The following is a 21343-nucleotide window of genomic DNA, read 5'->3' as shown; positions in this document are numbered from 1 at the left end:
TCAATGGCCTCCCGCGCGTCGATTACGCCGCGATGACAGATAGTCGATCAGCAGATTCACGCCGACGGTGAGTGTGCCAATGGCCAGCGCCGGAATCACGATGGCCAGCGCCCCCTGGCTGAGGCCGCCGATATTTTCCCGCACCAGCGACCCCAGGTCGGCGTCGGGGGGTTGCACGCCGAGGCCGAGAAAACTCATGCCGGCTAGCAACAACACGATGTAGCCGAAACGCAGGCCCAGATCGGTCAATACCGGATTGAGCATGTTCGGCAGGATTTCCCTGCACGCCACATACAACCGGCGCTCACCCCGAGTGCGGGCGACTTGCACGTACTCCAGGGTTTCGATGCTCACCGCCATGCTGCGAGCGACGCGGAACGAGCCGGGGATGTAGCTGATGACGGCGGTGCAGACCAGCAGCGTGACGGACGAGCCAAAGGCCGAGACCATGATCAAGGCGAACATTTTGCTCGGTATGGAAATGAGGGCATCCATGATGCGACTGATGATCTCGTCCAGCCATTTGGGCGAGACCACCGATAACAATGCACAACCGGTGCCCAGAGCGCTGGCCAGGACCGCAGCCACCAGCGCCAGCCCGACGGTGAAGCGTGCTCCCACCAGCACCCGGCTGAGCATGTCGCGCCCCAGGTAGTCGGTGCCGAACGGGTAGGCCAGGCTGAAGCCTTCAAAAACGTTATCGGACACCACTTCCCCTACCGGGTGCGGCGCCAGCCAAGGGCCGAACAGCGCGATCAGTAACCAGGACACGCACACGGCAGCACCCACCAGCCCCAACCAGGATGGGCCGTTGGACACTTTGGCGAGTGCCAGGGCGGAAGACGCAGGCTTGGACTTCGCAATGAGCGTGTTCATTGGTTTCTCAGCCTCGGATTGGAAAGAATTGCGCACAGGTCGGCGAGCAGCACCAGGCCCAGGTAAGCCGCACAGAACAACATGGTGCATGCCTGCACCAGCGCCATGTCGCGGTTGGTCACGGCATCGACCATCAAGCTGGCGATGCCCGGGTAGTTGAAGATGGTTTCGACGATCACCACGCCGCCCAGCAGATAAGACAGACTCAGGGCAATCGCATTGGCAATCGGTCCGATCGCGTTGGGCAAGGCATGGCGCAGCACAATACGTATCGGGCCTATGCCTTTGAGACGCGCCATTTCCACATAAGCGCTGTCGAGCTGGTCGATCACGGCGGCCCGGGTCATGCGCGCCATTTGCGCGACGATCACGCAGCACAGGGTCATCACCGGCAAGGCGTAGGTACGCACGAATTGCCAGGGTGAGTTGATGTCGCTGGCATAGGACAAAGACGACAACCAACCCAGGTTGACCGCAAAAATCAGCACCGCCAGGGTCGCCACCAAAAACTCCGGCACCGCGACCATGGCCAGGGTCACAAAGCTCAGGAAGCTGTCGATGCGCCCGCCCCGGCCCATCGCCGAACCGATGCCCAGGACCAGCGCCACCGGGACCGAGACCAACGCGGTGGTGCCCGCGAGCATCAGCGTGTTGGGCACCCGACCGGCCATCAGTTCACTCACCGGCGTGGCGCTGGAAACCGACACGCCCATGTCACCGGTGAGCAGGTTCATGAGCCAGTGCAGGTAACGCAGCACACCGGGCTGGTCGAGCCCCAGCTTGAGGCGCAATGCCGCGATCTGTTGCGGGGTGGCAAACTGGCCAAGCGCTTGTTGCGCCGCATCCCCCGGCAATACCGCGGTAATCGCGAACACCACCATGGACACGATCAACAAGGTCATGACCCCGGCGCCGAGGCGCCGGCCGATCAACCACAATGTAGTGCTATTCATCGCCCTGCCCTCGCTGCACTCACGCGTCCAGCCACACTTGTTCGGAGAACATGTAGCCCATGAAACCGCCAAGCGGGTTGGCCACGTAGCCCTTGACGCGCTGGTCGACACCGTCGATGTTGCTGATGAACACCGGCACACCGATACCGCAGTGGTCATGCACCAGCGCCTGCATGTCGTGGTACATCTGGGTGCGCTTGACTTCGTCGGTTTCAGCACGTGCCAGCAACAGCAACTGGTCGAACTGCTGGTTTTGCCACGCGGACTCGTTCCACGGCGCCTTGGACTGGAAGAATTGCGAGAACATCACGTCGGCATTCGGCCGCGGATTTATATTCCCGAAGCTCAATGGGTGCTTCATCCAATGGTTGGACCAGTAGCCATCGGTGGGCAGGCGGCTGACGTTGAGTTTAAGCCCGACCTGTCTGGCCGATTGCTGCAACAGCACCGCAATGTCCACCGAGCCGGTCGCTGCGGGCGAGGCCACCAGCGGCATGGTGATGTTCTCCATGCCGGCTTTCTTCAGCAGGAACCTGGCTTTTTCCGGGTCGTACACGGTTTGCGGCAGGTCGGTGTTGTAGTAACGCGCGCCCGGTGAGATCGGATGATCGTTGCCCACCACCGCGTACCCACGGAACACCGCGGACTTGACCTGTTCACGGTCCAGCAGCAGCTTCATGGCTTGGGTGAATTCCGGGCTTTTGCCGGGCATCTGGTCCTGACGGATGATCAAGTCGGTGTAGTTGCCCGACGGCGCATCGACTACCCGGTGCCCGGCGCTGTCGCCGATGCGCTTGGTGGAGCGCGCGTTGACTTCGTTGATCATGTGCACGTCGCCCGACAGCAACGCATTGACCCGCGACGGCTCATCGGCGATGGCAATGAACTCGATTTCGTCGAGGTACGGCAAGCCCGGTTTCCAGTAGTTTTTGTTGCGCAGGGCAATCGAACGCACCCCGGGCTTGAATTCACCGACAGTGAATGGGCCGGTGCCAATGCCCTTGCTGAAGTCGGTCGTGCCATCCGGAACGATCAGCAGGTGCGAGACCGCCAGGATCGAGGGCAGCTCGGCGTTCGGCGAGCTGAGGCGAATCTGCACTTCGTTGGGCCCGCTCGCCTTGATCTCGGCGAATTGCTCGACCAGCGCCATGACCTTCGAACCGGTGATCGGGTCCTTGTGCCGGCTCAGCGAAAACACCACATCGGCGGCGGTCAGCGGCTTGCCGTTGTGAAAGGTCACCTCTTTGCGCAGGGTAATGGTCCACAACGTGGCATCGGTACTGTCGATACGCTCGGCGAGTTCCAGTTGCGCAGTCATGTGACTGTCGAAACGGGTCAAGCCGTTATAAAACATATAGTGCCGCACATAGTCGGTGGACATCGCGCCTTTGGCCGGGTCAAGGGTATCGGCGGTGGAGCTGGACACACCCGCGACCCGGATCCTGCCGCCTGGCTTGCCTTTGCCCGGTGCCTGCGCTTCATTGGCAAACAGTTTGCCGGCCGCGCCGAACAAGCTGCCGGCGCCCGCTGCAGCCACACCGGCGACGCCGAGCATGTGCAGGGCGTTGCGGCGCGACATGCCGCGATTGAGACGTTCGAATACCCGCAGGCTTTCTTCGCCGCAGATGAGTTCGGGAATGTTCTTGTTATCTGTCATGGCAAGGCTACCTGTCGATGATCGGGAGATTCGAGTGCTCGTGGCTATCCGGAGCGTCCTGGAAACACAAACGACGGTGACGCAACGACTGCAAAACTCAGTGTAAGTAATCCTGGAAGCGGTACCAGGCGCCCACAAAGGGCAGGAACCAGGGTTTGCCGAAATGTCCGGGGATCGCCGGCCATTGCAGTTCGCGCCAAGGGTTGGCCGCGGTATTGCCGGCCATCACTTCGGCCATGACCTGGCCCATATGCACCGACATCTGCACGCCATGGCCGCTGTAGCCCATGGAGTGAAAGACGCCGCCGTGCTGGCCGGCGCGGGGCAGGCGATCGGACGTCATGTCCACCAGGCCGCCCCAGCAGTAGGCGATATTCACGCCCGCCAACTGCGGGAACATATTCAGCAGCGCCGCCTGCAACACCTTGCCGCTCTTGGCGTCGGAGACGCTGTTGGACATGGCGAACCGGGCACGCCCGCCGAACAGCAGACGGTTGTCCGGGGTCAAGCGAAAGTAATTGCCGATCTGGCGGCTGGTGACATAGGAGCGCTGCTGCGGCCACATCTGCTCGATCAGCGCCTGGGGCAAGACGTCGGTCACAATCACAAAACTGCCCACCGGCACGATCCGCCGGCGGTACCAGCCGAGACCACCGTGCTGACTGGCGCCGCTGGCCAGCAACACCTGCCCGGCGTGCAGTGAACCCTTGGTGGTATTGACCTGATAGCCGCCCGCCTGGGCTTTCCAATCGTTGACCTGGGTATGCTCGTGAATCATCGCGCCACGCCGGGCCGCCGCCTCGGCCAAACCGACACCGAAGCGACCGATATGCAACTGCACACCGTTGCGTTGCAGCAAGCCGCCATGAAACTGCGTCGAATTGACTTCCGCACGCGTCTGTTGGGCATCGAGCAACTCGACATCGGCATCGACCTCTTGGCGAATCAGCTCGCAGCTACGCGCCAGGCCTTCGTAATGCATCGGTTTGGCGGCCAGCTTGAGCTTGCCGTTGCGCACCATGTCGCACGCGATGCGTTCCTGCTCTACCAGCGTCACGACAGTCTGCACTGCACTTTCATAGGCCTGGTAATAAGCGCGCGCCCGGGCGGCCCCCAGCGTGGCATGCAGCCCGAGGTAATCCTGCGCCACCCCGGTGTTGCACTGCCCGCCGTTGCGCCCCGACGCTTCTCCGATCACTCGCCCGGCGTCCAGCACCACCACGCTGGCGCCTCGCATGGCGAGAGACCGCGCGGCCGAGAGGCCGGTCAAGCCGCCCCCCACCACCGCCACGTCAACCTGCCTGGGCAAATCACCCCGCTGCGCGCCAGTAAAGGCCGGCGCGGTGTCGAGCCAATACGATTCACTGCCCATGTCCACCCCGCCCCTGTTCAACCAAGAATGCCGATCGCATTGGTTTTATAGACCGACCAGTGCGGGCAGCCCACCGATATCGCTGATCTGCTGATAGCCAAAGGCGGCATTGGCAGGCACTTCATGCCCACGCGCGACGAACGCCTTGTGCTTGATCTTCATGTCATGGGCCGACATCAGGTCATAACGGAAGCTTGAAGAGACATGCAAGATGTCTTCCGGGCCGCACCCCAGATTGTCGAGCATGTACTCGAAGGCCGCCAGGCGCGGTTTATAGGCTTGAGCCTGCTGGGCGGTGAACACCTTGTGGAACGGGGCGCCGAGCTGCTCGACGTTGGACATGATCTGCGCGTCCATCGCGTTGGAAAAAATCACCAGGGGAATCTTGTCGGCGATTTTCGACAGGCCGCCGGGCACGTCCGCATGTGGGCCCCACGTCGGCACCGCGTCGTAGTACAGCTGACCTTCCTCGCGATAATCGATACCCCAGCGCTTGCAGGTACGGGCCAGGGCGGTCTTGAGAATTTCATCATACGGGCGCCAGTCACCCATGACCTGGTCGAGGCGATAGGCCGAGAAGTCCTTGACGAACTGGTCCATCTGCTCCGGCTGGATGCGATCGGCGAACAGCTCGCGGGTCATGGTGCCCATTTGAAAGTTGGTCAGCGTACCGTAGCAGTCGAACGTAATGAATTTGGGACGAAGAAAGCTCATTGAGTGCGGTCCTGAAGTTCGTTGAGTGTGACAAGCCTCCGCTGCCCTGGCGGCGCGAACGCCTCGTTGCAGCACAGCTTCATTACACCACTGTGAAATCAGCAGATGGCGTCAAAAACACCGTTTGCTCAATACAAACCACCGTTTTTACCGTCAGTGCCAGCAGAGTTTGCGGCGTGCTCCAGCCTTGGGCGGAACCCGTATTTATGCGCCTTTGTGGGGGTTGTGGCATGGAAAGGCTCAAGAACAGGGGTCGACAGCGGCAGAAAGTGTGGTGCATCCGCGTGATCACGTACGGTGCTTGGGGCAGGCGCTTTTGCGGAAAAAAATCGTCGAGGCATTTGCTGCTGACCACCCCCCGAAATTAAGTAGTAACTATGGTCCGGTTACCCCCCTGCGCGACAAATCTACCGAATATCCAGCACCCTCTTGCCAGCCCTTTAATCAGGTGGGATACAGGCTTCCAGTGATGCACACAACGTTCAATGGAGGCTCGCCATGTCTGCCCTGCCACACCCCACTTACCTCTACCGCCCGATGACCGCGGCCGACCTGCCGGCCGCCCATGCTTTGTCGGTACAACTGAAATGGCCTCACCGCCTGGAAGACTGGGCGATGCTGCAACGGGTCAGCGAAGGTTTCGTGGTACTGGATGGCGAGCGCCTGATCGGCAGCGCCTTTTGCTGCCCCCAGGGCGATTACGCGACCATCGGCCTGGTGATCGTCAGCGATGAATATCAAGGCCAGGGCATCGGGCGCCGCTTGATGGAAAAAGCGCTGGACGCCTGCCAGTCGCGCACGCCGATGCTCAACGCCACCCTCGCTGGCGCACCGCTTTACATCAGCCAGGGATTTGTCGAAGTTGGGCGCGTGCAGCAGCACCAGGGCCAGGCGCGCATCCCCGCCCAAGTGGAGCTGACGCCCGGCGAAACCTGCCGCGCGCTGCACGCCGATGATCACGCCGCGCTCGTGGATCTGGCCAACGCCGCCACGGGCCTGGACCGCCGGGGGGTACTGCGGGAACTGCAGGCGGAGCACGCCGTGGGCATCGAATGCGAGGGCCAGTTGCGTGCTGTTGCCATGCTGCGATCCTTTGGTCGCGGGCGCTGCATTGGGCCGGTGGTGGCGCAGAACTTCAACCAGGCCAAACACATGATTGCCGAGTTGCTGGCCCAGGTGCCGGATGCCTTTGTACGCATCGACATTCCCGCCGATTGCGGTCTCGGCGAGTGGCTTGAACAGGCCGGTCTGAAGCACATCGACACCGTCACCCAAATGGCCCGGGGCACCCCGCCCCAGACTAGCGCAGACGTACACCCTTTTGCCCTGATCACCCAAGCGATCGGCTGACTTTCATTCTGGAGCATTGCCCATGTCATCTCCCCGCATTTTGCTGCTGGCTCGCGCCGACGGCAGTCGTACCGATACGCCTTTGCACCGCGCCGCCCTCGACGCACGTGATCCGTTCGGCGACGCACGTCAACTCGCCTGCCAGAGCGACGATGGGGTGTCCGCCGGCCTGGTGAGGTTCAGCGGCGAAATATCTATCGACGATTTCCCCTACAGCGAAACAGTAGTGGTCCACGCCGGCCATGTCGTACTGCAGACGGCGCAGTTGCGGCTGGAACTGGGTGTAGGCGACAGCGCCGTGATCGGTCGTGGCACGCACCTTCGCGTGCAGGCGAGCGCCGGCAGCCAATGGGCGTTCTGCGCGGTTGACATGCCCGACGCGCCCCTGCGCCCCGGCCTGACCTGGCTCGACCCGCGCACACCGCTCAATCCCTCCGCCGCGCCAGAAGCGCAGATCCTCATCGGCGCCGCGCCACAATGCCGTGCGCTGAGTCTGTTCGACGATGCCAGTACCGAGCTGCGCGTGGGCATCTGGGACTCGACGCCCTACGCCCGCCACGCTCGTCCGCACAAACTGCACGAATTGATGCACCTGCTTGAAGGCAGCGTGACCCTGCAAGACCCCGAGGGTGCCTCGGTAACGGTCAACCGCGGCGACACGGTGTTCGTCGCCAAAGGCGCGCCCTGCGCCTGGGACAGCAGCGTGTATGTGCGCAAGGTGTATGCGGTGAAATGAGCTTGGGCCCGGCTGTTCGCAGCCCCCGTCAACGTACCAAGGAGCCAGTTGGATGACCTCTCCATCGTCGAATAGCAGCAACCTCGATATGCACACCGCCCAACAGTTTTATATCGACGGCCGGTGGTCTCCCCCCGCAATCGCGGCCAGCCTGCCGGTGGTCAATCCTGCCAGCGAGGCAGTGATCGCGCAGGTCGCGTGCGGGTCTGCCGAGGATGTCGATCGCGCTGTCGCGGCAGCGCGCGCCGCATTGCCTGGCTGGTCCGCCTGCGCCCCTGCGGTGCGGGCACAGTTCCTGGCAAAGATCCACGAGCTGATGCTTGAACGCAAGGAACTGCTGGCCCAGACCCTCACCCTGGAAATGGGCGCGGCGATCAATTTTGCGCGGGCCATGCAAGTGCCGCTGGCAGCCGAACATGTGCGTGTCGCAAGGGATGTGCTGTCCAGCTATCGTTTCCAAACGGTTGAGCACGGCACCGCGATCGAACGTGAGCCGATCGGCGTGTGTGGGCTTATAACGCCGTGGAACTGGCCGCTTTATCAGATCACCGCCAAAGTCGCCCCAGCCATCGCAGCGGGTTGTACGGTGGTGCTCAAACCCAGCGAACTGTCGCCCCTCAGCGCGCTACTGTTTGCGCAACTGGTCCACGATGCCGGTTTGCCACCTGGCGTATTCAACCTGGTGAACGGCAGCGGCGCCGAGGTCGGCGCGGCCATGGCGGCGCACGCGGACATCGACATGATTTCCATCACCGGCTCCAACCGTGCCGGCGCGCTGGTGGCGCAGGCGGCCGCGCCTACGGTGAAACGCGTGACCCAGGAACTCGGTGGAAAATCGCCGAACGTGCTGTTGCCTGATGCGGACTTCGCCAAGGCCGTGCCACTCGGGGTCATGTCGGCGTTTCGCAACGTAGGGCAATCCTGCAGCGCCCCGACCCGAATGATCGTGCCCAGAAACCGCTTGGCCGAGGTCGAAGCGTTGGCCGCGGCCACCGCCAATTCAATCGTCGTCGGTGACCCGCTGGCGGAGGACACCGTACTCGGTCCAATCGCCAACGAAGCGCAGTTCAAGCGTGTTCAAGCAATGATCGAGGCCGGCCTGGACGAGGGCGCGAAACTGTTGTGCGGCGGACCAGGACGGGTGCCGGGCCTGACGAAAGGCTTCTACACCCGGCCGACGGTTTTTTCCGAAGTGAAGTCCACCATGCGCATCGCCCAGGAGGAAATTTTCGGTCCCGTGCTGTGCATCATTGCCTATGAAACGCTGGATGAAGCAATCGCGATCGCGAACGATACGGTGTACGGGCTCGGCGCCCATGTACAGGCACAGGACCTTGACCTGGCCCGGGCGGTGGCCTCGCGCATTCGCGCCGGCCAAGTGCATTTGAACTATCCGGCGTGGGACCCCATGGCGCCCTTCGGTGGCTACAAGCGTTCGGGGAATGGTCGAGAGTACGGTGTGTACGGTTTTGAGGAGTACCTTGAAACCAAGGCCATCATTGGTTTTGGCGAACGGTAGGTGACTGCCGGGAGGATAACGGCCGTTGCGTGCGGCGAATGATCCGCACGCGACCGGCTCCGTTTCAGGTTAAAAGTCCGCCACCTTGCCCCAGGCCGACGATTTGAAGCGATCCGGGTGATAAGGCTGCGGATCAACCGTAGGTGTCATGCCGCTGACGATGTCGGCAATCAAATGACCGGCCCCCGGCGCAATGCCGAAGCCGTGTCCACTGAATCCGGCGGCCAGCACCAGGCCTGGCAGGCTGGCGATTTCGCCGATGCCTGGGACACCGTCCGGGGTACTGTCCACGTAACCCGCCCAGGCGGCCTTGATTGATGTGTCTTTCAACGCCGGAACCAGTTCCACGGCACGCTTATAGGTCAGCGCAACCACCGAGGCATCAGCGCGAGGATCGAGGATGCGCATTTTCTCCATCGGCGTAGGTTGGTCCAGGCGCCAACGTTTCCAGCTTTCATGGCCTGAACGCCAGCCCTCCAGCCCGCCAGGTGCAAGGTTGCGCCAGCGACGCTGAAACATCGGCAGGAATTGCGTGGAGAACCCGAGCAACTGGGGTGTGACGTCGACCCGGCCCCGGCCGCTGATCGCCAGCGTGTAGCTGCCGTCGGCGCGGCGCGTCATGGACGCTGCGGTGGTGTGCAACGCAGAGGGGATTTCCTCGCTGGGGGCGGTGACCGCGAGTACCGTCTGACGAATCGTCGCCTGCGGAAAACGAATCCCGTACTGGCGACAGAACGAGGACGCCCATGCGCCCGCGGCGAGGACCGCCAGCCGAGTACGGATGGTGCCTTTCTCGGTCACCACTGCGGACAATCGACCGCCTTCAGTCTCGACCCCCCGCACCGCGCAGTCCTGGTGCACGGTACTGCCCAGAGCCATGATGGCGCGAGCCACCGCGGGCGCCGCTCGCGAAGGGTCGGCGACACCATCCGTGGGCGCGAACACGCCACCTTTCCAGGGTTTGCCAGTCGACCTGCCGCGTTCGGCGGCTTGTTGCGCGGTGAGCATATGGGTCTGCACATTGACCGTGCGGGCAAACTCCCCCCAGCGCGCCCACCCCTCCAGCTCCTTGTCATCGTTGCTCAGATAGAGCAGGCCGCAGCGAGTAAAGCCGGTTTGTTCACCGGTTTGCGCGCCGAATTGCTCCCACAACGCGAGGCTTTGGGTAACCAGCGGCAACTCACGCGCATCGCGGTTCTGTTGACGGCACCAGCCCCAGTTACGACTTGATTGCTCGGCACCTATGCGGCCCTTTTCGACCAGGGCGACCTTCATGCCGCGCTTGGCGAGGTAATAGGCAGTAAAAGCGCCGATGATACCGCCGCCGATCACGACCACATCAGCCTCCGCTGGCAGATCGGTGCAGGTTTGCACAGGAATTAAAGGTGCTGGCATGTTCTGAATATCCGTAGTGGGTCAGGAATGGCGTAGGCGGCACCGCAGCGGATCGTACCCCACGGGCTCTGTCGCCACGAGGGTAAAAGTGCCATGGCGGTCGAATGCAATTGCCCATGGGTTACCGAGGGGCAACCCGTTATTCGACGCCAAGGCACGGCGGTACGTCATGGATTTATTACACCACCATGAAGCCGTGCATAAGCGGTTAAAAGTAAGCGCGCCTTGATAGAAACCACCGTTTAGCGGGCCTGCCTCGGCAGACTTTGCCGACCGAGGGAGAAATGTTTCACAGCGCCGCCAATACGCGTTGCGAGCGGTCACGGCCACAGCGTGTTCCGGCTGCGGTGTTAACTCTTTCAATGCGCTGTGTTGACCCGGGGAGCGAGTGAATCTATGATGAAAACCATAAACCTACCGACCGGTAGGTAGCAATCAACCAGGACTGTACACATGAACACCGTGCAATCGGAGCGAGTGCCCTTGAAACTGGCAATCGGCCTGGGCGTCATCGGCGCCCTCGGCCCCTCCGCCATCGACATGTACCTTTCAAGCCTTCCCGAAATCGCCCGGGACTTTGACAGCAGTTTCGCCAGCGTCCAGCTCACCCTGACGTTTTTCCTGCTGGCGATGGGCGCCGGCCAATTGTTGTTCGGGCCCTTCGTCGATGCCTACGGACGCCGTCGCCCCCTTCTGATCGGCCTGATGCTGTTTATCCTGTGCTCGCTGGGCTCGGCCTGGGCACCCACACTGCAAACACTTATCGGCTTTCGCTTCGTGCAAGGGCTCGGCTCTGCGCTGACCTTGGTGGTGATCATGAGCATGGTCCGAGACGTCAGCCGGGGCGCCACGGCGACCAAGCTGTTTGCGCTGCTGATGACCATTGAAGGCGTCGCGCCGATCCTGGCGCCCGCGCTGGGCGGTTTCATCGATACCCATTTCGGCTGGCGCGCCGTGATGCTGACACTCGCCCTTTTCGGTATCGCGGTGCTGTGCAACAGCTGGCTGAACCTGCCCGAAACCCTCGCCGTGCATAAGCGCGAGCCGTTGCACTTCTTCGCCGCGTGCCGGACTTACCTGGCGATTGGCAGGGATCGGCGTTTTCTCCTGCCAGCGCTGAGTGTGGCTGCCGTGTTCTTTTTTCTGTTCGCCTACATCGGTGGCGCGACGCTGGTGTACCAGGAAATCTATGGCCTGAGCGCACAATCCTTCGGCCTCTTGTTTGGGGTGACGGGCATCGCCATTCTGTTCGGCGCCATGGCCGCGGGCAGACTCATCTCGACCCTGGGGCTCAACCGGCTGACCTGGATCGGCGTCGGCTGCATGGCAGCGGGCGCTGTGGCAACCGTCGCGGCCGCCTCGACGCCCATTGGCTTGCCCGGTATTGCAGCGGGGATGGCGTTGGCACTCTTCGGCCTGGGCATCGCCGAATCCACCCTGATGTCGCTGGTCATGGCGTCCCAGGAACGTGCGCTGGGTTCGACCGCTGCCCTGCTGGGAGCGATTCAACTGTCCCTTTCTTCAAGCGCCACGCCGATTTCGGCACTGGTATTGGGACAGGGCGTCATCGCCTGGACAGGCCTGTTGACGCTCAGCGCACTGCTGGTATGCCTACTGACGTGGATAAGCCTGCCAAACAAAAGTGATGCTACATTCAGCCTCGCCGGCCACTGAAGAGACGATTTATGACTTCCCCTCGCCTGACCCCCGCCGCTGAACGAATCGTTCAACTGGCCTTGCAACACTTCGCCAATCGCGGCTACGACGCCGCCTCATTGAACGACATAGCGGTCAGTGCAGGGATCAGGAAGGCTTCGCTGTACGCGCATTTCACCGGCAAGGACGAGCTTTACTGCGCGGTGCTGGACCTGGCCTTGAAATCGGAGCAAGACTACGTGGACGGGCAATTCTCGGCCGCCACCAGCGACCGCGTGCCGGGCGAACGGTATGTCGACCACCTGCAGAGTCGCTTCGGCGACAGCAGTGCGCTGCGCTTCCTGCTCCGAGCGGCCTTCTACCCCCCCACCTCCATCGAGCAGAAAGTGAAATCCGCTTTCGAACACTACCTGGCCGGCATTGCCGAGCGGTTTCAGGCAGCGCTCAAACGCGCCTGTCCCGATCTCGGGCTACAACAATCCAGCGTATTGGCCGAAGCTTATCTGGCACTGATCGACAGCCTCCACGTCGAACTCATCTACGGCAACGCGCCCGCGTATGCGCGCCGCCTGAATGCGCTGCGCCAATTGATCAACCTCATCGACGTTGCGGCACTGGCGGGCATTGCACCGAGTGAACAGGCGCGCTGAAAGGTTAATTTCAGAGTTATTCTCTTGGGGCGGACCTACCCTCATCGAAAAATATAGTAGAAATAAATCAGCGCACTGTTCCTGCATTCGAAACTTCCGGCAGGGGAAGCCTTTTAATACTGAACGCATTGTCGGTGCCTTGACAGTTCAGGCACTCATATAACCACAGACTGGACTGCAGCTCTTTCTTTTCTTCGAATATGCTAGTGTAAGTTGCCTTAACTTTGATAATAGATGACTGCACCTCTCCCGAGCCACAGTGTTCGGGTGCGGCGTGGTCAAGATCAGCGGGATAAAATCCGATACCGCATACAGTACCGCTCACTTTCTCTTGAATTTTCGACAAAGGAGCGACGGGAAGTTCCAGGCTTCCATTTCCAGGTATTGACAAATTGGCCATATTGACTGCTTCAAACGCATTTGACTTAAACGCATCAAACGTCTTGCCATTATAGGCAACACTTACGCTGAATGACTTAGCCGTAAATTTCGATGTGTTTGCATATTCAAGAGTCAATGACTTATCTGGATCACCCAGCCACCCCTGAAACTTAGCGCCTTTCAAGTTGACCACAGTAGGATGAGTGTTCCTGACAAACTCGTCACAGCTGGTGGGTGGTGTTTTAGGCGGATTGACATAAAAATAAATGGCAAGCCCTGTGCCAATCGCACCCAACACTGTGCCTATCACCCCCACCCACAAACCGATGTAACTTGCCTTACTGGGAATAGTCCATTTTGTAAATTGATCTTTAGTTATCTTTAACATTTATCAACTCTGTCCTTATTGTGTTCCGCATACACCAGCACGTCCAACCTGCATAGTTGCCGACTGACGCCCACCTGAAAACGCTATTTACACATAACTTACTCAAGTCAAAAAGCATTTTCCATTACTGAACATCAGGTGAGGCCGGTGTCGATCATTCGCTGACCGAACAGTCCGTTGTATGCAGTCCTGTGCCCGCGCCACACCCTCACGTTTCCATTCAATATCTCGGGCTCAAGTCGCAGCCAGGGACCGCGAAATGTTTTGAGGAGCCGGGCTCTGTCGATCCGAAAGTAACGAGAACAGAGAGAACGGTCCTCATTGGGGACGACGAAGGATCGATTTTCTGTACGCTGTTTTCATCCCATGTGCCAAACCCGAACTCATCCGTCTTTATTTAAGTTCCCGAATTTGCCTCGACGTTTTTCATTACCATCGAACGTCGCTAGGCCTGTGCTGTTGAGCAAGATAGATCCGTCTTCATCTTCGCCTCGGAATACAAGCTTCCCTTGAGGAACGTTGAGGCTTTGATTTCCTGAAACAGGCGTTGCGCCATACGGACCCTCTCGCCCTTGGCGTATATCTTGGTAGAGACATATTCCAGCGCATCAACCACTTCCGAAATCAGGTCCTCCAGCTCTTGCTTCGCCTTTTCCAGACGATCATTCACGGACCCCGGACCGAGCTGGCCCGGCCATTGACTGCGCCCGGGATCGGGAAGAACGGCCCGACGTTGCCGGTGCGACCCACCAGTCGCGCCCAGAAATACAGGCTCGCCCCCGCCAGCAGGCTGTGCATCTCGTGCTTGGCCTGCGGGTATCCGGGCGACCGATATTCTTGAGGTTGTCGGCTGCGCGCTATGGCGTTGTACCTGAGGAACAATCGTCGCTCTATACCCTGATGCTTAGCTGATACCCTTGCGCCGCAATGCTTTACACATTCAAGTGCCATCTGGTGCCAGATAGCTGCAGGGGTGCATCCTCTGCCCTCAGAACCTAGCAAGACAAAGACGTCAATACAGTGAACAGAGAGATCATCCTAATGCGCCATGGCCAGCCGAACCTGACCATGAACGGTAACATTTCAGCACTGGATATGAAGCACTGGATTGAGCATTACAACTTATCTGGAATCGTCAATGAACCCGCACCGGAAGCGAGTGTGAGGCTAGCGGCGACTGCTCAAACGATCGTATCGAGCAGTGCTCCTAGAGCGCTTACATCAGTAAGGGCGCTGGGCCTTGAACCTGTGCTAGTAGATGCGATTTTTTGTGAGGCGCAACTGCCCCATGGTCGCTGGACACTGCCGCGCCTTTCGCCATTTACGTGGGCCTTTATCCTTCGGATTTCATGGTTGTGCGGCTTTTCAGGAACCGTCGAGTCTGCCCGCCAGGCCAAGGTGCGGGCGGGCGAAGCAGCTCAACAACTTCAAGACCTTGCCGGCGCAGGGCCGGTGCTGTTACTGGGTCATGGATTCATGAATCGAATGATCGCTAAGCAGCTGGAGGCTGCCGGATGGACTCGCCAGAAACGCAATGGAAACCGGTACTGGAGCGCAATGGTCTATCAGAGGGTTCAGAGCTAATACGTTACGCGCGAACAGCAAACAATTCGCGCTTTTGCAAGTAATCTGCGAACTGAGTAGCGGCCCGGCGAAGCAACGCTTCCTGCTCGGGCACTCGGAACGGGAGATCACCAAGCGCGTGTACCGACGCATCGGCGCGGTCGCGCAGCCTTCTAAATGAGCTAGTTTCGGAACTCCACCCTCTGAAGTTTCGGAACTCCAGCACTTTCCTGCGCGCAATAAAAAACCCCGTAGACCATTGATCTACGGGGTTTTCAAGAGTGGAGGCCGAGGTCGGAATCGAACCGGCGTAGGCGGATTTGCAATCCGCTGCATAACCATTTTGCTACTCGGCCTCAAACGATCGATGTCCTGCTTGCTGACATCCACCGCATATGAACTTGAGTGGGCTGCGTGAGCCTTACCTCTACTCTATCTCATTGAAAACATTAAGGTTTTTTACGCCTCGATGCGTTCGATGGCGGCAATTATGTACTCATTTGCCGGGGCTGGCAACCCCTTGATTTCAAAAAATATTCTGTCGCTGCCTGGGGCAGGGGCGGCTTGCGGGTGCTCGCCCCTGCCCTGCCGTGGCTCAGTAGCCCAGGGACAGGCCGGTGTTACGGCGCGGGTCGTTGGCGCCGTAGAAACGGTTGTTGCCCACGGGTTTGCCATCCAGGGAAGGCGCGCCGACGAGGATCGCGGCGAGGTGGTTGGCGTCTTGCGAGCCGGCGAAGGTATGGCCCCAGCTTTCGAGGATTTTCCGGGTGTCGGGGCTCAGGGCGAAGGCTTCGATGTTGGTGCTCTCGGGCATCCATTGCTGGTGGAAACGCGGGGCGTTGACGGCTTCCTGGATGTTCATCTTGTAGTCGATGACGTTGAGGATGGTTTGCAAGGTCGCGGTGATGATCCGACTGCCGCCGGGCGTGCCTACGACCATCACCGCCTTGCCGTCCTTGGTGACGATGGTCGGGCTCATGGATGACAACGGTGCCTTGCCCGGGGCGATGGCGTTGGCCTCGCCCTGGATCAGCCCGTACATGTTGGGCACGCCGACCTTGACCGTGAAGTCGTCCATTTCGTCGTTGAGGATCACGCCGGTCTTGCTGGCCATGACCCCGGCGCCAAACCAGTCGTTCAGGGTGTAGGTCACCGAGACCGCGTTGCCCCACTTGTCGACAATGGAGTAATGGGTGGTGTTGGTGCCCTCATGCGGCGAGACGCCCGGCTTGATCGCTTGGGAGTCGCCGGCTTTTTGCGGGTCGATGGCCGTGCGCAGTTTTGCCGCGTAGTTTTTGTCCAGTAAATGCGCGACCGGGTTTTCCACGAAGTCCGGGTCGCCCAGGTAGCTGTTGCGGTCGACATAGGCGTGACGCATGGCTTCGATCTGATAGTGCAGGCCCTGGGCCGAACCGTAGCCCAGCTCGGCCATCGGGTAGCCTTCGAGAATGTTCATAATCTGGCAGATCACCAGGCCGCCCGAACTCGGTGGTGGCGCCGAGATCACATGGTAGCCACGGTAGTCGCACTCGATGGGCGCCAGTTCACGGGTCTTGTAGTTGTCCAGGTCGGCCTGGGCGATGATGCCCTTGCCCGCCTGGCTGGAGTCGACAATGGCCTTGGCGACCCAGCCCTTGTAGAAGCCGTCGGTGCCCTTGGCGGAGATTTCCCGCAGGGTTTTTGCCAGGTCCTTTTGCACCAGTTTCTCGCCGACCTGCAGCGGCTTGCCGTCCTGCAGGAAGATAGCGCGCAGGTCTCGGTCTTTTTCGAATTCGCCGGTGGCCGAGTGCAGCATGTCGACATCGCCCTGGTCGAGGACGAAACCATTTTCCGCCAACGCAATGGCCGGCTTGATCACCTGGGCCCGCTTCAGGGTGCCGTATTTGCTCAGCGCCATTTCCATGCCTGACACCGTGCCCGGTACGCCGACCGATAAATGCCCCTTGGCGCTCAGGCCTTCGATGACATTACCGTCCTTGTCCAGGTACATGTCCGGCGTGGATGCCAAGGGGGCTTTTTCGCGGAAGTCGAGAAAGGTTTTGCGTCCGTCCGCCAACTGTACCGTCATGAACCCACCCCCGCCCAGGTTGCCCGCGGCCGGATACACCACCGCCAGGGCATAACCGACGGCGACCGCCGCATCCACTGCGTTGCCACCGGCCTTGAGCACATCGACCCCAACGTGAGTTGCCAAGTGCTGGGCGGTGACCACCATACCGTTTTCGCCAGCCACCGGCGCCTGGGACGCCGCTTGAACACCGCTGAAGGTCAGGACCAGGGCCGTTGTTATCAAGGTTCGGGTAAAGGGTTGGTAGTTCATCCATGGGTACTCTGTTTATTGGAATTTTTCAAAGTAGTCGTTTTCATCGGCGAGCCCCAGCACCGTGGCGTTTTTATGACAGAGGCTGTCGGTGATGGAACGCAAGGCACGACTCGCAGTCGTTCGTGACGGGTGACAGGCGTGTTTTTTTGTTGTTCTTGCGGACCTCTTCGCAAGCAAGCTCGCTGCCACATCCGACTGTATTCCAACGCTAGAATATGATCAGTGCCCGCTGTGGGACATGGCTGCGGGCTGTTGCAACAGCGCCAGGTCAATCTCGTTGAAGCGCAATACCCGCCCTCCCGTGTCCGCCGCCACCTTGTGCGCGACCGCCTCGTCGGCAAACGAGGCCAGCACCACGCCCATGGCGCCTTTGAGGCCGGTGCCGAGCACATAGAACGCGGTTCGGGCATCGATCAGATGGGTGTCGTCGGGGGCTTCCCACTGACTGCGGCCCATGTCATGCACATACAACCTGGCGCTCTCATGATGATTCTCCGGTTGCAGCCACCAGCCGATCATTTCCGCCGTGGAGCAGAACTTCTTCGCGGCGCCCTGCTCCATCACTTGCCCCTTGGGTCCGGGAAAGTCGTTGATGACCATCCCGCACACGTGGCATTCATCGCCGGGATGAAACGCCACCGGCTCATTGCCAGCAGTCGACTGCTGCGGCTTGTCGCACCCGGCCAACAGCAGGCTCAAGAGCAAAGCCGCCCCTAGTGAATAACGCATTTTCATGTTGTGTCACTCCCTCAATAAAAATCACACAGCGCGCCGCCTGAACAGCCAATAAGCCAAGGCCAGAGGCGTCAAGACCCACAACACCAGACACAACCAGAGCATCGCTCCCGGCACCGCCAGATCGCCGCCCAACGCCATTACACCCACCGACGCCGGCCCCGCATCGAAACCGGACAGGTTGATCAGCCGATATACATCCGCCGGGTTCAACAGCAGCAGCCAGGGCAACAGCGTCGGGCTGAACTGGCCTTCACTGAGCACCAGCAGGGCCAACAGCGCCAAGTCGAAGACCAGCACGAAAAAGAACCACACGCCTAATGCCAGCCCGGCGGCCGTGGATTTTTCGGCTGACAGGCTGCTCAATACATAAGCCAGGCTGAGAAAGCCCCACCCCAACAAGGTAGAGGTCAACATGAAGCGACCAAAAGCCCAGAGCAGCAGGCTGAACTCGACGTCGTTGACCAGCACCGCAATCGCCAGCATCGCGCAGCCAAAACCGATCAATGTCGCCAAGGCCAGGATCAAGCCATGCCCGACAAATTTGCCCAGCAGCAACTGCCCGCGCCCCAGCGGGTAGGTCAGCAACAACAGCAACGTGCCGCTTTCGTCTTCGCCGACAATCGCGTCATAGGCCAGCAGCAACGCAATCAACGGCATCAGGAAAGTCGCCAGGCTGGCCAGGCTGGCGATGGTCGCGGGGATGGAGGTGAAGCCCACCTGCCCGGACGCAGCCGCGCCCAGCCACGCGATGCCGATGGCCAACACGGCGAACAACAGGCTGATGGCCAACAACCAGCGGTTGCGCAGGCCGTCGCAGAACTCCTTGCGGGCCATGTTCCAGATCGGGCTCATAGGGCACGCTCCATGGCGCTGTTCATGTAATGGCGGTAAAGGTCTTCCAGGGATGGAGTAATGATTTCCACGTCCTGCGGGCTATCGTGATCCAGCAACTGACGCAGCAGCTGGAGTTTGCTGCCGTTGAGAGCCGCCACTTGCAATCCCCCGGCGCCCCAGGGCTGAGTCACATGACCGGCCTCGTTCCAGCGTTGTTGCAGATGTGCAGCACACTGCAAACCGTGGGTGCGGATCAAGGTGGGCAACTGCGCCTGCTCGCGCAATGCCGCCAGCGTGCCAAGCGCCAGCAAGCGCCCTTGCGTGAGGATCGCGGCACGATTGATATGCGCTTCAACGCCAGGCAACACGTGGGAACACAGAATGATGCTGGTGCCTTGCCCGCGCAGGCGGTCCAGCAGGTGATACAGGTCCTGGGTCGCAATCGGGTCGAGGCCGACGGTGGGTTCGTCCAGCAGCAACAGGCGCGGCTCGCCGAGCAGCGCCTGGGCCAGCCCCAGACGCTGGCGCATGCCCTTGGAGTAGGTCTTGACCCGGCGTCGGGCGGCGGCCGTGAGGCCGACTTCCTCGAGCAGCCCATTGACCTGCGCGGTGGATGCGCCTTTGAGCCGGGCGAAATGCCGCAAGGTTTCCAGGCCACTGAGTTGCGGGTAGAAGGTCACGTTCTCCGGCAAATAGCCCAACACCTGGCGCACCTGCGGATCGCTCGGCGCACGACCGAATACCCGTACCTGCCCCCTACTTGGCTGCAATAGGCCGAGGATCAGTTTCATGCTGGTGGTCTTGCCGGCGCCGTTATGGCCGAACAGCCCCAATACCTCCCCCGGCGCCAGGTTGAGGTTCAAGTCATGCAGCACAGTGGCTTGCCCATAACGCTGGGTAACGCCTTCGATCTCGACGACAGGCATCATGCGGGTTCCTTGAGCAGGGTACGCGTGGGGGCTTGCATCAGTGGATGGCTGTCCATCACTCCTGGCGACTTCATCACCGGAAACGCCCGTTGCACCCAGCGCAGCAACTCAATGCCGGGGCTGTTCATCAGTAGCCGCACCTGGGGATAGAGCCACAGCAGGCGGTCGACGTTGTCATTCGGTTCATAAGCCACGTCCCCGAGGCCGTCGCTGTTGCGGTCCCAGCCCAGGTAGTCGCTCCAGTAATTGCCGCGGCCTTGCACCGACCATTCCTGCAAGCGTGTCGCCACGTACTTGACCTGGCGTTGGTTGCCGACGAAGGCGTTGTCGGCAATCTGATTGTCTTCGGAGCCGGCCGTGAGGTGAATGCCTATCGCGCTGCGCTCAAAATGGTTGTGCTCGATGCGATTGAACAGCGAGTTGTAGATAAACAGCGCCTTGCCTTCGGCGCCACTGATCATAGTGTCGCCGGTGGTGCCGTCGCGCACGTCGCTGACGACGTTGTCACGCAAGGTGGAATAGGTGATGTAGTTCATCAGGATCCCGTAGTTCTGGTCCTGCTCGGAGCGATTGCCGATCACCGTCAACTGGCGGCTTTGCATCAAGGCGTAGCCGGTACGGGTACGCCGGGTGATGTTGCCCAGCACCTGATTGTCGTTGGCGAACATGTAGTGAATGCCGTAGCGCAAGTCTTCCAGGGTGTTGCCTTGCAGCAGGTTGCCATTGGACGTGTCGATGTAAATGCCGTCACGGGCGTCGCGCACCTGGTTGCCGATGACCCGTGCGCCCTTGACCGCATACAGATGAATGCCGTTGCCACGGTCCTGGGAACGCATCTGCGGGTCGCCTTGAATGTGGTTATCGAGCAGGCTGACATCCGCCGTGCCGTCGACCCAGATGCCAAAGCCCTGCCCGCGCATGCGGTTGTCCTTGATCACCGCGCGCTGGGCCTTGGGCAGGATAAAGATGGCCGCGTTCATGGCGGTGAGATCATGCCCCCAGTCGAGAAAGGAGCAGCCCTCGACGCTGACATCAGCCGCGCTGATCAGCAGGCTGTTACCCTCGCCTTGACTGTGGATGACCGCGCCCGGCTCGCAGGTCAGTTGCAGGGGCTGGTCGATGCTGAAGGTGCCGTGGTAATCACCGGCGGGCAAGCGCCAGTGATGCGGCGCGACGCGTTGCAGGGGTAAATCGGTGATCGGGTGTACCGCCGCCCAAGCATTGGCCGATACCAGCCAAAATACCGCCCCCGTGAACAGGCTTCGAAATCGAGCCACAGTGTGTTCCTTGTCTTATCCGAATGTACGCC

At 60.6% G+C, this 21343-nt stretch carries 20 protein-coding genes and 1 tRNA gene; 6 read left to right on the top strand and 15 right to left on the bottom strand.

Annotated elements, in window-relative coordinates:
- From AC6CIA_RS22640 to AC6CIA_RS22620, 5 genes are all read right to left on the bottom strand, one after another.
- On the bottom strand, positions 1 to 876 hold the full coding sequence (locus tag AC6CIA_RS22640) for an ABC transporter permease (RefSeq protein WP_498315274.1): 876 nt from the start codon (positions 874 to 876) through the stop codon (positions 1 to 3).
- A complete protein-coding gene (locus AC6CIA_RS22635) occupies positions 873 to 1829 on the bottom strand; it encodes an ABC transporter permease (RefSeq protein ID WP_498315272.1) in 957 nt (318 codons plus the stop codon). Before AC6CIA_RS22635 ends, AC6CIA_RS22640 begins: the two co-directional genes overlap by 4 nt.
- Positions 1830 to 1848: 19 nt before the next feature.
- On the bottom strand, positions 1849 to 3486 hold the full coding sequence (locus tag AC6CIA_RS22630; RefSeq protein WP_498315270.1) for an ABC transporter substrate-binding protein: 1638 nt from the start codon (positions 3484 to 3486) through the stop codon (positions 1849 to 1851).
- A 97-nt stretch (positions 3487 to 3583) separates the two neighbouring features.
- A complete protein-coding gene (locus tag AC6CIA_RS22625) occupies positions 3584 to 4858 on the bottom strand; it encodes an NAD(P)/FAD-dependent oxidoreductase (protein WP_498315268.1) in 1275 nt (424 codons plus the stop codon).
- A gap of 45 nt (positions 4859 to 4903) precedes the next feature.
- On the bottom strand, positions 4904 to 5572 hold the full coding sequence (locus AC6CIA_RS22620; protein WP_498315266.1) for a haloacid dehalogenase type II: 669 nt from the start codon (positions 5570 to 5572) through the stop codon (positions 4904 to 4906).
- Positions 5573 to 6070: 498 nt separating this feature from the next.
- Between AC6CIA_RS22620 and AC6CIA_RS22615 the strand changes: the two genes are divergently transcribed.
- The 3 genes from AC6CIA_RS22615 to AC6CIA_RS22605 are packed head-to-tail and all read left to right on the top strand — an operon-like array spanning position 6071 to position 9177.
- Positions 6071 to 6922 (top strand): GNAT family N-acetyltransferase, encoded by an 852-nt coding sequence (locus AC6CIA_RS22615; protein WP_498315264.1) that lies wholly within the window; start codon positions 6071 to 6073, stop codon positions 6920 to 6922.
- Positions 6923 to 6944: 22 nt separating this feature from the next.
- The gene (locus tag AC6CIA_RS22610; protein ID WP_498315262.1) at positions 6945 to 7658 is read left to right on the top strand and encodes a cupin domain-containing protein; all 714 of its coding nucleotides are present in this window, start codon (positions 6945 to 6947) and stop codon (positions 7656 to 7658) included.
- A gap of 52 nt (positions 7659 to 7710) precedes the next feature.
- Complete coding sequence (locus AC6CIA_RS22605; RefSeq protein WP_498315260.1) at positions 7711 to 9177, top strand: aldehyde dehydrogenase family protein; 1467 nt, start codon at positions 7711 to 7713, stop codon at positions 9175 to 9177.
- A 69-nt stretch (positions 9178 to 9246) separates the two neighbouring features.
- Here AC6CIA_RS22605 and AC6CIA_RS22600 read toward each other — a convergent pair whose 3' ends face one another.
- Positions 9247 to 10572, bottom strand: coding sequence for an NAD(P)/FAD-dependent oxidoreductase (locus AC6CIA_RS22600; RefSeq protein WP_498315258.1), 1326 nt, complete (start codon positions 10570 to 10572; stop codon positions 9247 to 9249).
- A 453-nt stretch (positions 10573 to 11025) separates the two neighbouring features.
- Between AC6CIA_RS22600 and AC6CIA_RS22595 the strand changes: the two genes are divergently transcribed.
- Positions 11026 to 12246: a multidrug effflux MFS transporter gene (locus AC6CIA_RS22595; protein WP_498315256.1), complete on the top strand. Its 1221-nt coding sequence runs from the start codon at positions 11026 to 11028 to the stop codon at positions 12244 to 12246.
- An 11-nt stretch (positions 12247 to 12257) separates the two neighbouring features.
- Positions 12258 to 12878: a TetR/AcrR family transcriptional regulator gene (locus AC6CIA_RS22590; protein WP_498315254.1), complete on the top strand. Its 621-nt coding sequence runs from the start codon at positions 12258 to 12260 to the stop codon at positions 12876 to 12878.
- A gap of 67 nt (positions 12879 to 12945) precedes the next feature.
- Here AC6CIA_RS22590 and AC6CIA_RS22585 read toward each other — a convergent pair whose 3' ends face one another.
- The 3 genes from AC6CIA_RS22585 to AC6CIA_RS22575 all read right to left on the bottom strand — a co-directional run bounded on the left by AC6CIA_RS22585 (position 12946) and on the right by AC6CIA_RS22575 (position 14529).
- Positions 12946 to 13647, bottom strand: a complete 702-nt coding sequence (locus tag AC6CIA_RS22585; protein WP_498315252.1) for a hypothetical protein — start codon at positions 13645 to 13647, stop codon at positions 12946 to 12948.
- 445 nt (positions 13648 to 14092) lie between these two features.
- Positions 14093 to 14317 (bottom strand): hypothetical protein, encoded by a 225-nt coding sequence (locus AC6CIA_RS22580; protein WP_498315250.1) that lies wholly within the window; start codon positions 14315 to 14317, stop codon positions 14093 to 14095.
- The gene (locus AC6CIA_RS22575; RefSeq protein WP_498315249.1) at positions 14314 to 14529 is read right to left on the bottom strand and encodes a hypothetical protein; all 216 of its coding nucleotides are present in this window, start codon (positions 14527 to 14529) and stop codon (positions 14314 to 14316) included. The genes AC6CIA_RS22580 and AC6CIA_RS22575 overlap by 4 nt, the downstream gene beginning before the upstream one ends.
- Positions 14530 to 14688: 159 nt before the next feature.
- On the opposite strand from AC6CIA_RS22575, the gene AC6CIA_RS22570 reads away from it, so the two are divergent.
- Positions 14689 to 15231, top strand: a complete 543-nt coding sequence (locus AC6CIA_RS22570; protein WP_498315402.1) for a histidine phosphatase family protein — start codon at positions 14689 to 14691, stop codon at positions 15229 to 15231.
- Positions 15232 to 15492: 261 nt separating this feature from the next.
- On the opposite strand, the gene AC6CIA_RS22565 is transcribed toward AC6CIA_RS22570, so the two are convergent.
- The 6 genes from AC6CIA_RS22565 to AC6CIA_RS22540 all read right to left on the bottom strand — a co-directional run bounded on the left by AC6CIA_RS22565 (position 15493) and on the right by AC6CIA_RS22540 (position 21293).
- Positions 15493 to 15566 (bottom strand) — tRNA-Cys (locus AC6CIA_RS22565).
- Positions 15567 to 15805: 239 nt separating this feature from the next.
- Positions 15806 to 17530 (bottom strand): gamma-glutamyltransferase, encoded by a 1725-nt coding sequence (gene ggt, locus AC6CIA_RS22560; protein WP_498315247.1) that lies wholly within the window; start codon positions 17528 to 17530, stop codon positions 15806 to 15808.
- A gap of 222 nt (positions 17531 to 17752) precedes the next feature.
- Positions 17753 to 18268: a nitrous oxide reductase accessory protein NosL gene (locus AC6CIA_RS22555; protein ID WP_498315246.1), complete on the bottom strand. Its 516-nt coding sequence runs from the start codon at positions 18266 to 18268 to the stop codon at positions 17753 to 17755.
- Positions 18269 to 18292: 24 nt separating this feature from the next.
- Positions 18293 to 19123 carry an ABC transporter permease gene (locus AC6CIA_RS22550; RefSeq protein ID WP_498315244.1) on the bottom strand — a complete coding sequence of 277 codons (831 nt, stop codon included), beginning with the start codon at positions 19121 to 19123 and terminating at the stop codon, positions 18293 to 18295.
- Positions 19120 to 20031 (bottom strand): ABC transporter ATP-binding protein, encoded by a 912-nt coding sequence (locus AC6CIA_RS22545; protein ID WP_498315400.1) that lies wholly within the window; start codon positions 20029 to 20031, stop codon positions 19120 to 19122. Before AC6CIA_RS22545 ends, AC6CIA_RS22550 begins: the two co-directional genes overlap by 4 nt.
- Positions 20031 to 21293 carry a nitrous oxide reductase family maturation protein NosD gene (locus AC6CIA_RS22540; RefSeq protein WP_498315399.1) on the bottom strand — a complete coding sequence of 421 codons (1263 nt, stop codon included), beginning with the start codon at positions 21291 to 21293 and terminating at the stop codon, positions 20031 to 20033. The genes AC6CIA_RS22545 and AC6CIA_RS22540 overlap by 1 nt, the downstream gene beginning before the upstream one ends.
- Between the last annotated feature and the right edge of the window lie 50 nt (positions 21294 to 21343).

Source organism: Pseudomonas sp. GQ91 (genome assembly GCF_059758795.1).
Note: the sequence above shows the minus strand (reverse complement) of the source record. Positions and strands in the feature narration are given on the sequence as shown.

Excerpts from the sequence above, each read along its gene's own strand:
- AC6CIA_RS22640 (WP_498315274.1), bottom strand. The coding sequence starts at position 876 with ATGAACACGCTCATTGCGAAGTCCAAGCCTGCGTCTTCCGCCCTGGCA.
- AC6CIA_RS22635 (WP_498315272.1), bottom strand. The coding sequence starts at position 1,829 with ATGAATAGCACTACATTGTGGTTGATCGGCCGGCGCCTCGGCGCCGGG.
- AC6CIA_RS22630 (WP_498315270.1), bottom strand. The coding sequence starts at position 3,486 with ATGACAGATAACAAGAACATTCCCGAACTCATCTGCGGCGAAGAAAGC.
- AC6CIA_RS22625 (WP_498315268.1), bottom strand. The coding sequence starts at position 4,858 with ATGGGCAGTGAATCGTATTGGCTCGACACCGCGCCGGCCTTTACTGGC.
- AC6CIA_RS22620 (WP_498315266.1), bottom strand. The coding sequence starts at position 5,572 with ATGAGCTTTCTTCGTCCCAAATTCATTACGTTCGACTGCTACGGTACG.
- AC6CIA_RS22615 (WP_498315264.1), top strand. The coding sequence starts at position 6,071 with ATGTCTGCCCTGCCACACCCCACTTACCTCTACCGCCCGATGACCGCG.
- AC6CIA_RS22610 (WP_498315262.1), top strand. The coding sequence starts at position 6,945 with ATGTCATCTCCCCGCATTTTGCTGCTGGCTCGCGCCGACGGCAGTCGT.
- AC6CIA_RS22605 (WP_498315260.1), top strand. The coding sequence starts at position 7,711 with ATGACCTCTCCATCGTCGAATAGCAGCAACCTCGATATGCACACCGCC.
- AC6CIA_RS22600 (WP_498315258.1), bottom strand. The coding sequence starts at position 10,572 with ATGCCAGCACCTTTAATTCCTGTGCAAACCTGCACCGATCTGCCAGCG.
- AC6CIA_RS22595 (WP_498315256.1), top strand. The coding sequence starts at position 11,026 with ATGAACACCGTGCAATCGGAGCGAGTGCCCTTGAAACTGGCAATCGGC.
- AC6CIA_RS22590 (WP_498315254.1), top strand. The coding sequence starts at position 12,258 with ATGACTTCCCCTCGCCTGACCCCCGCCGCTGAACGAATCGTTCAACTG.
- AC6CIA_RS22585 (WP_498315252.1), bottom strand. The coding sequence starts at position 13,647 with ATGTTAAAGATAACTAAAGATCAATTTACAAAATGGACTATTCCCAGT.
- AC6CIA_RS22570 (WP_498315402.1), top strand. The coding sequence starts at position 14,689 with ATGCGCCATGGCCAGCCGAACCTGACCATGAACGGTAACATTTCAGCA.
- ggt (WP_498315247.1), bottom strand. The coding sequence starts at position 17,530 with ATGAACTACCAACCCTTTACCCGAACCTTGATAACAACGGCCCTGGTC.
- AC6CIA_RS22555 (WP_498315246.1), bottom strand. The coding sequence starts at position 18,268 with ATGAAAATGCGTTATTCACTAGGGGCGGCTTTGCTCTTGAGCCTGCTG.
- AC6CIA_RS22550 (WP_498315244.1), bottom strand. The coding sequence starts at position 19,123 with ATGAGCCCGATCTGGAACATGGCCCGCAAGGAGTTCTGCGACGGCCTG.
- AC6CIA_RS22545 (WP_498315400.1), bottom strand. The coding sequence starts at position 20,031 with ATGCCTGTCGTCGAGATCGAAGGCGTTACCCAGCGTTATGGGCAAGCC.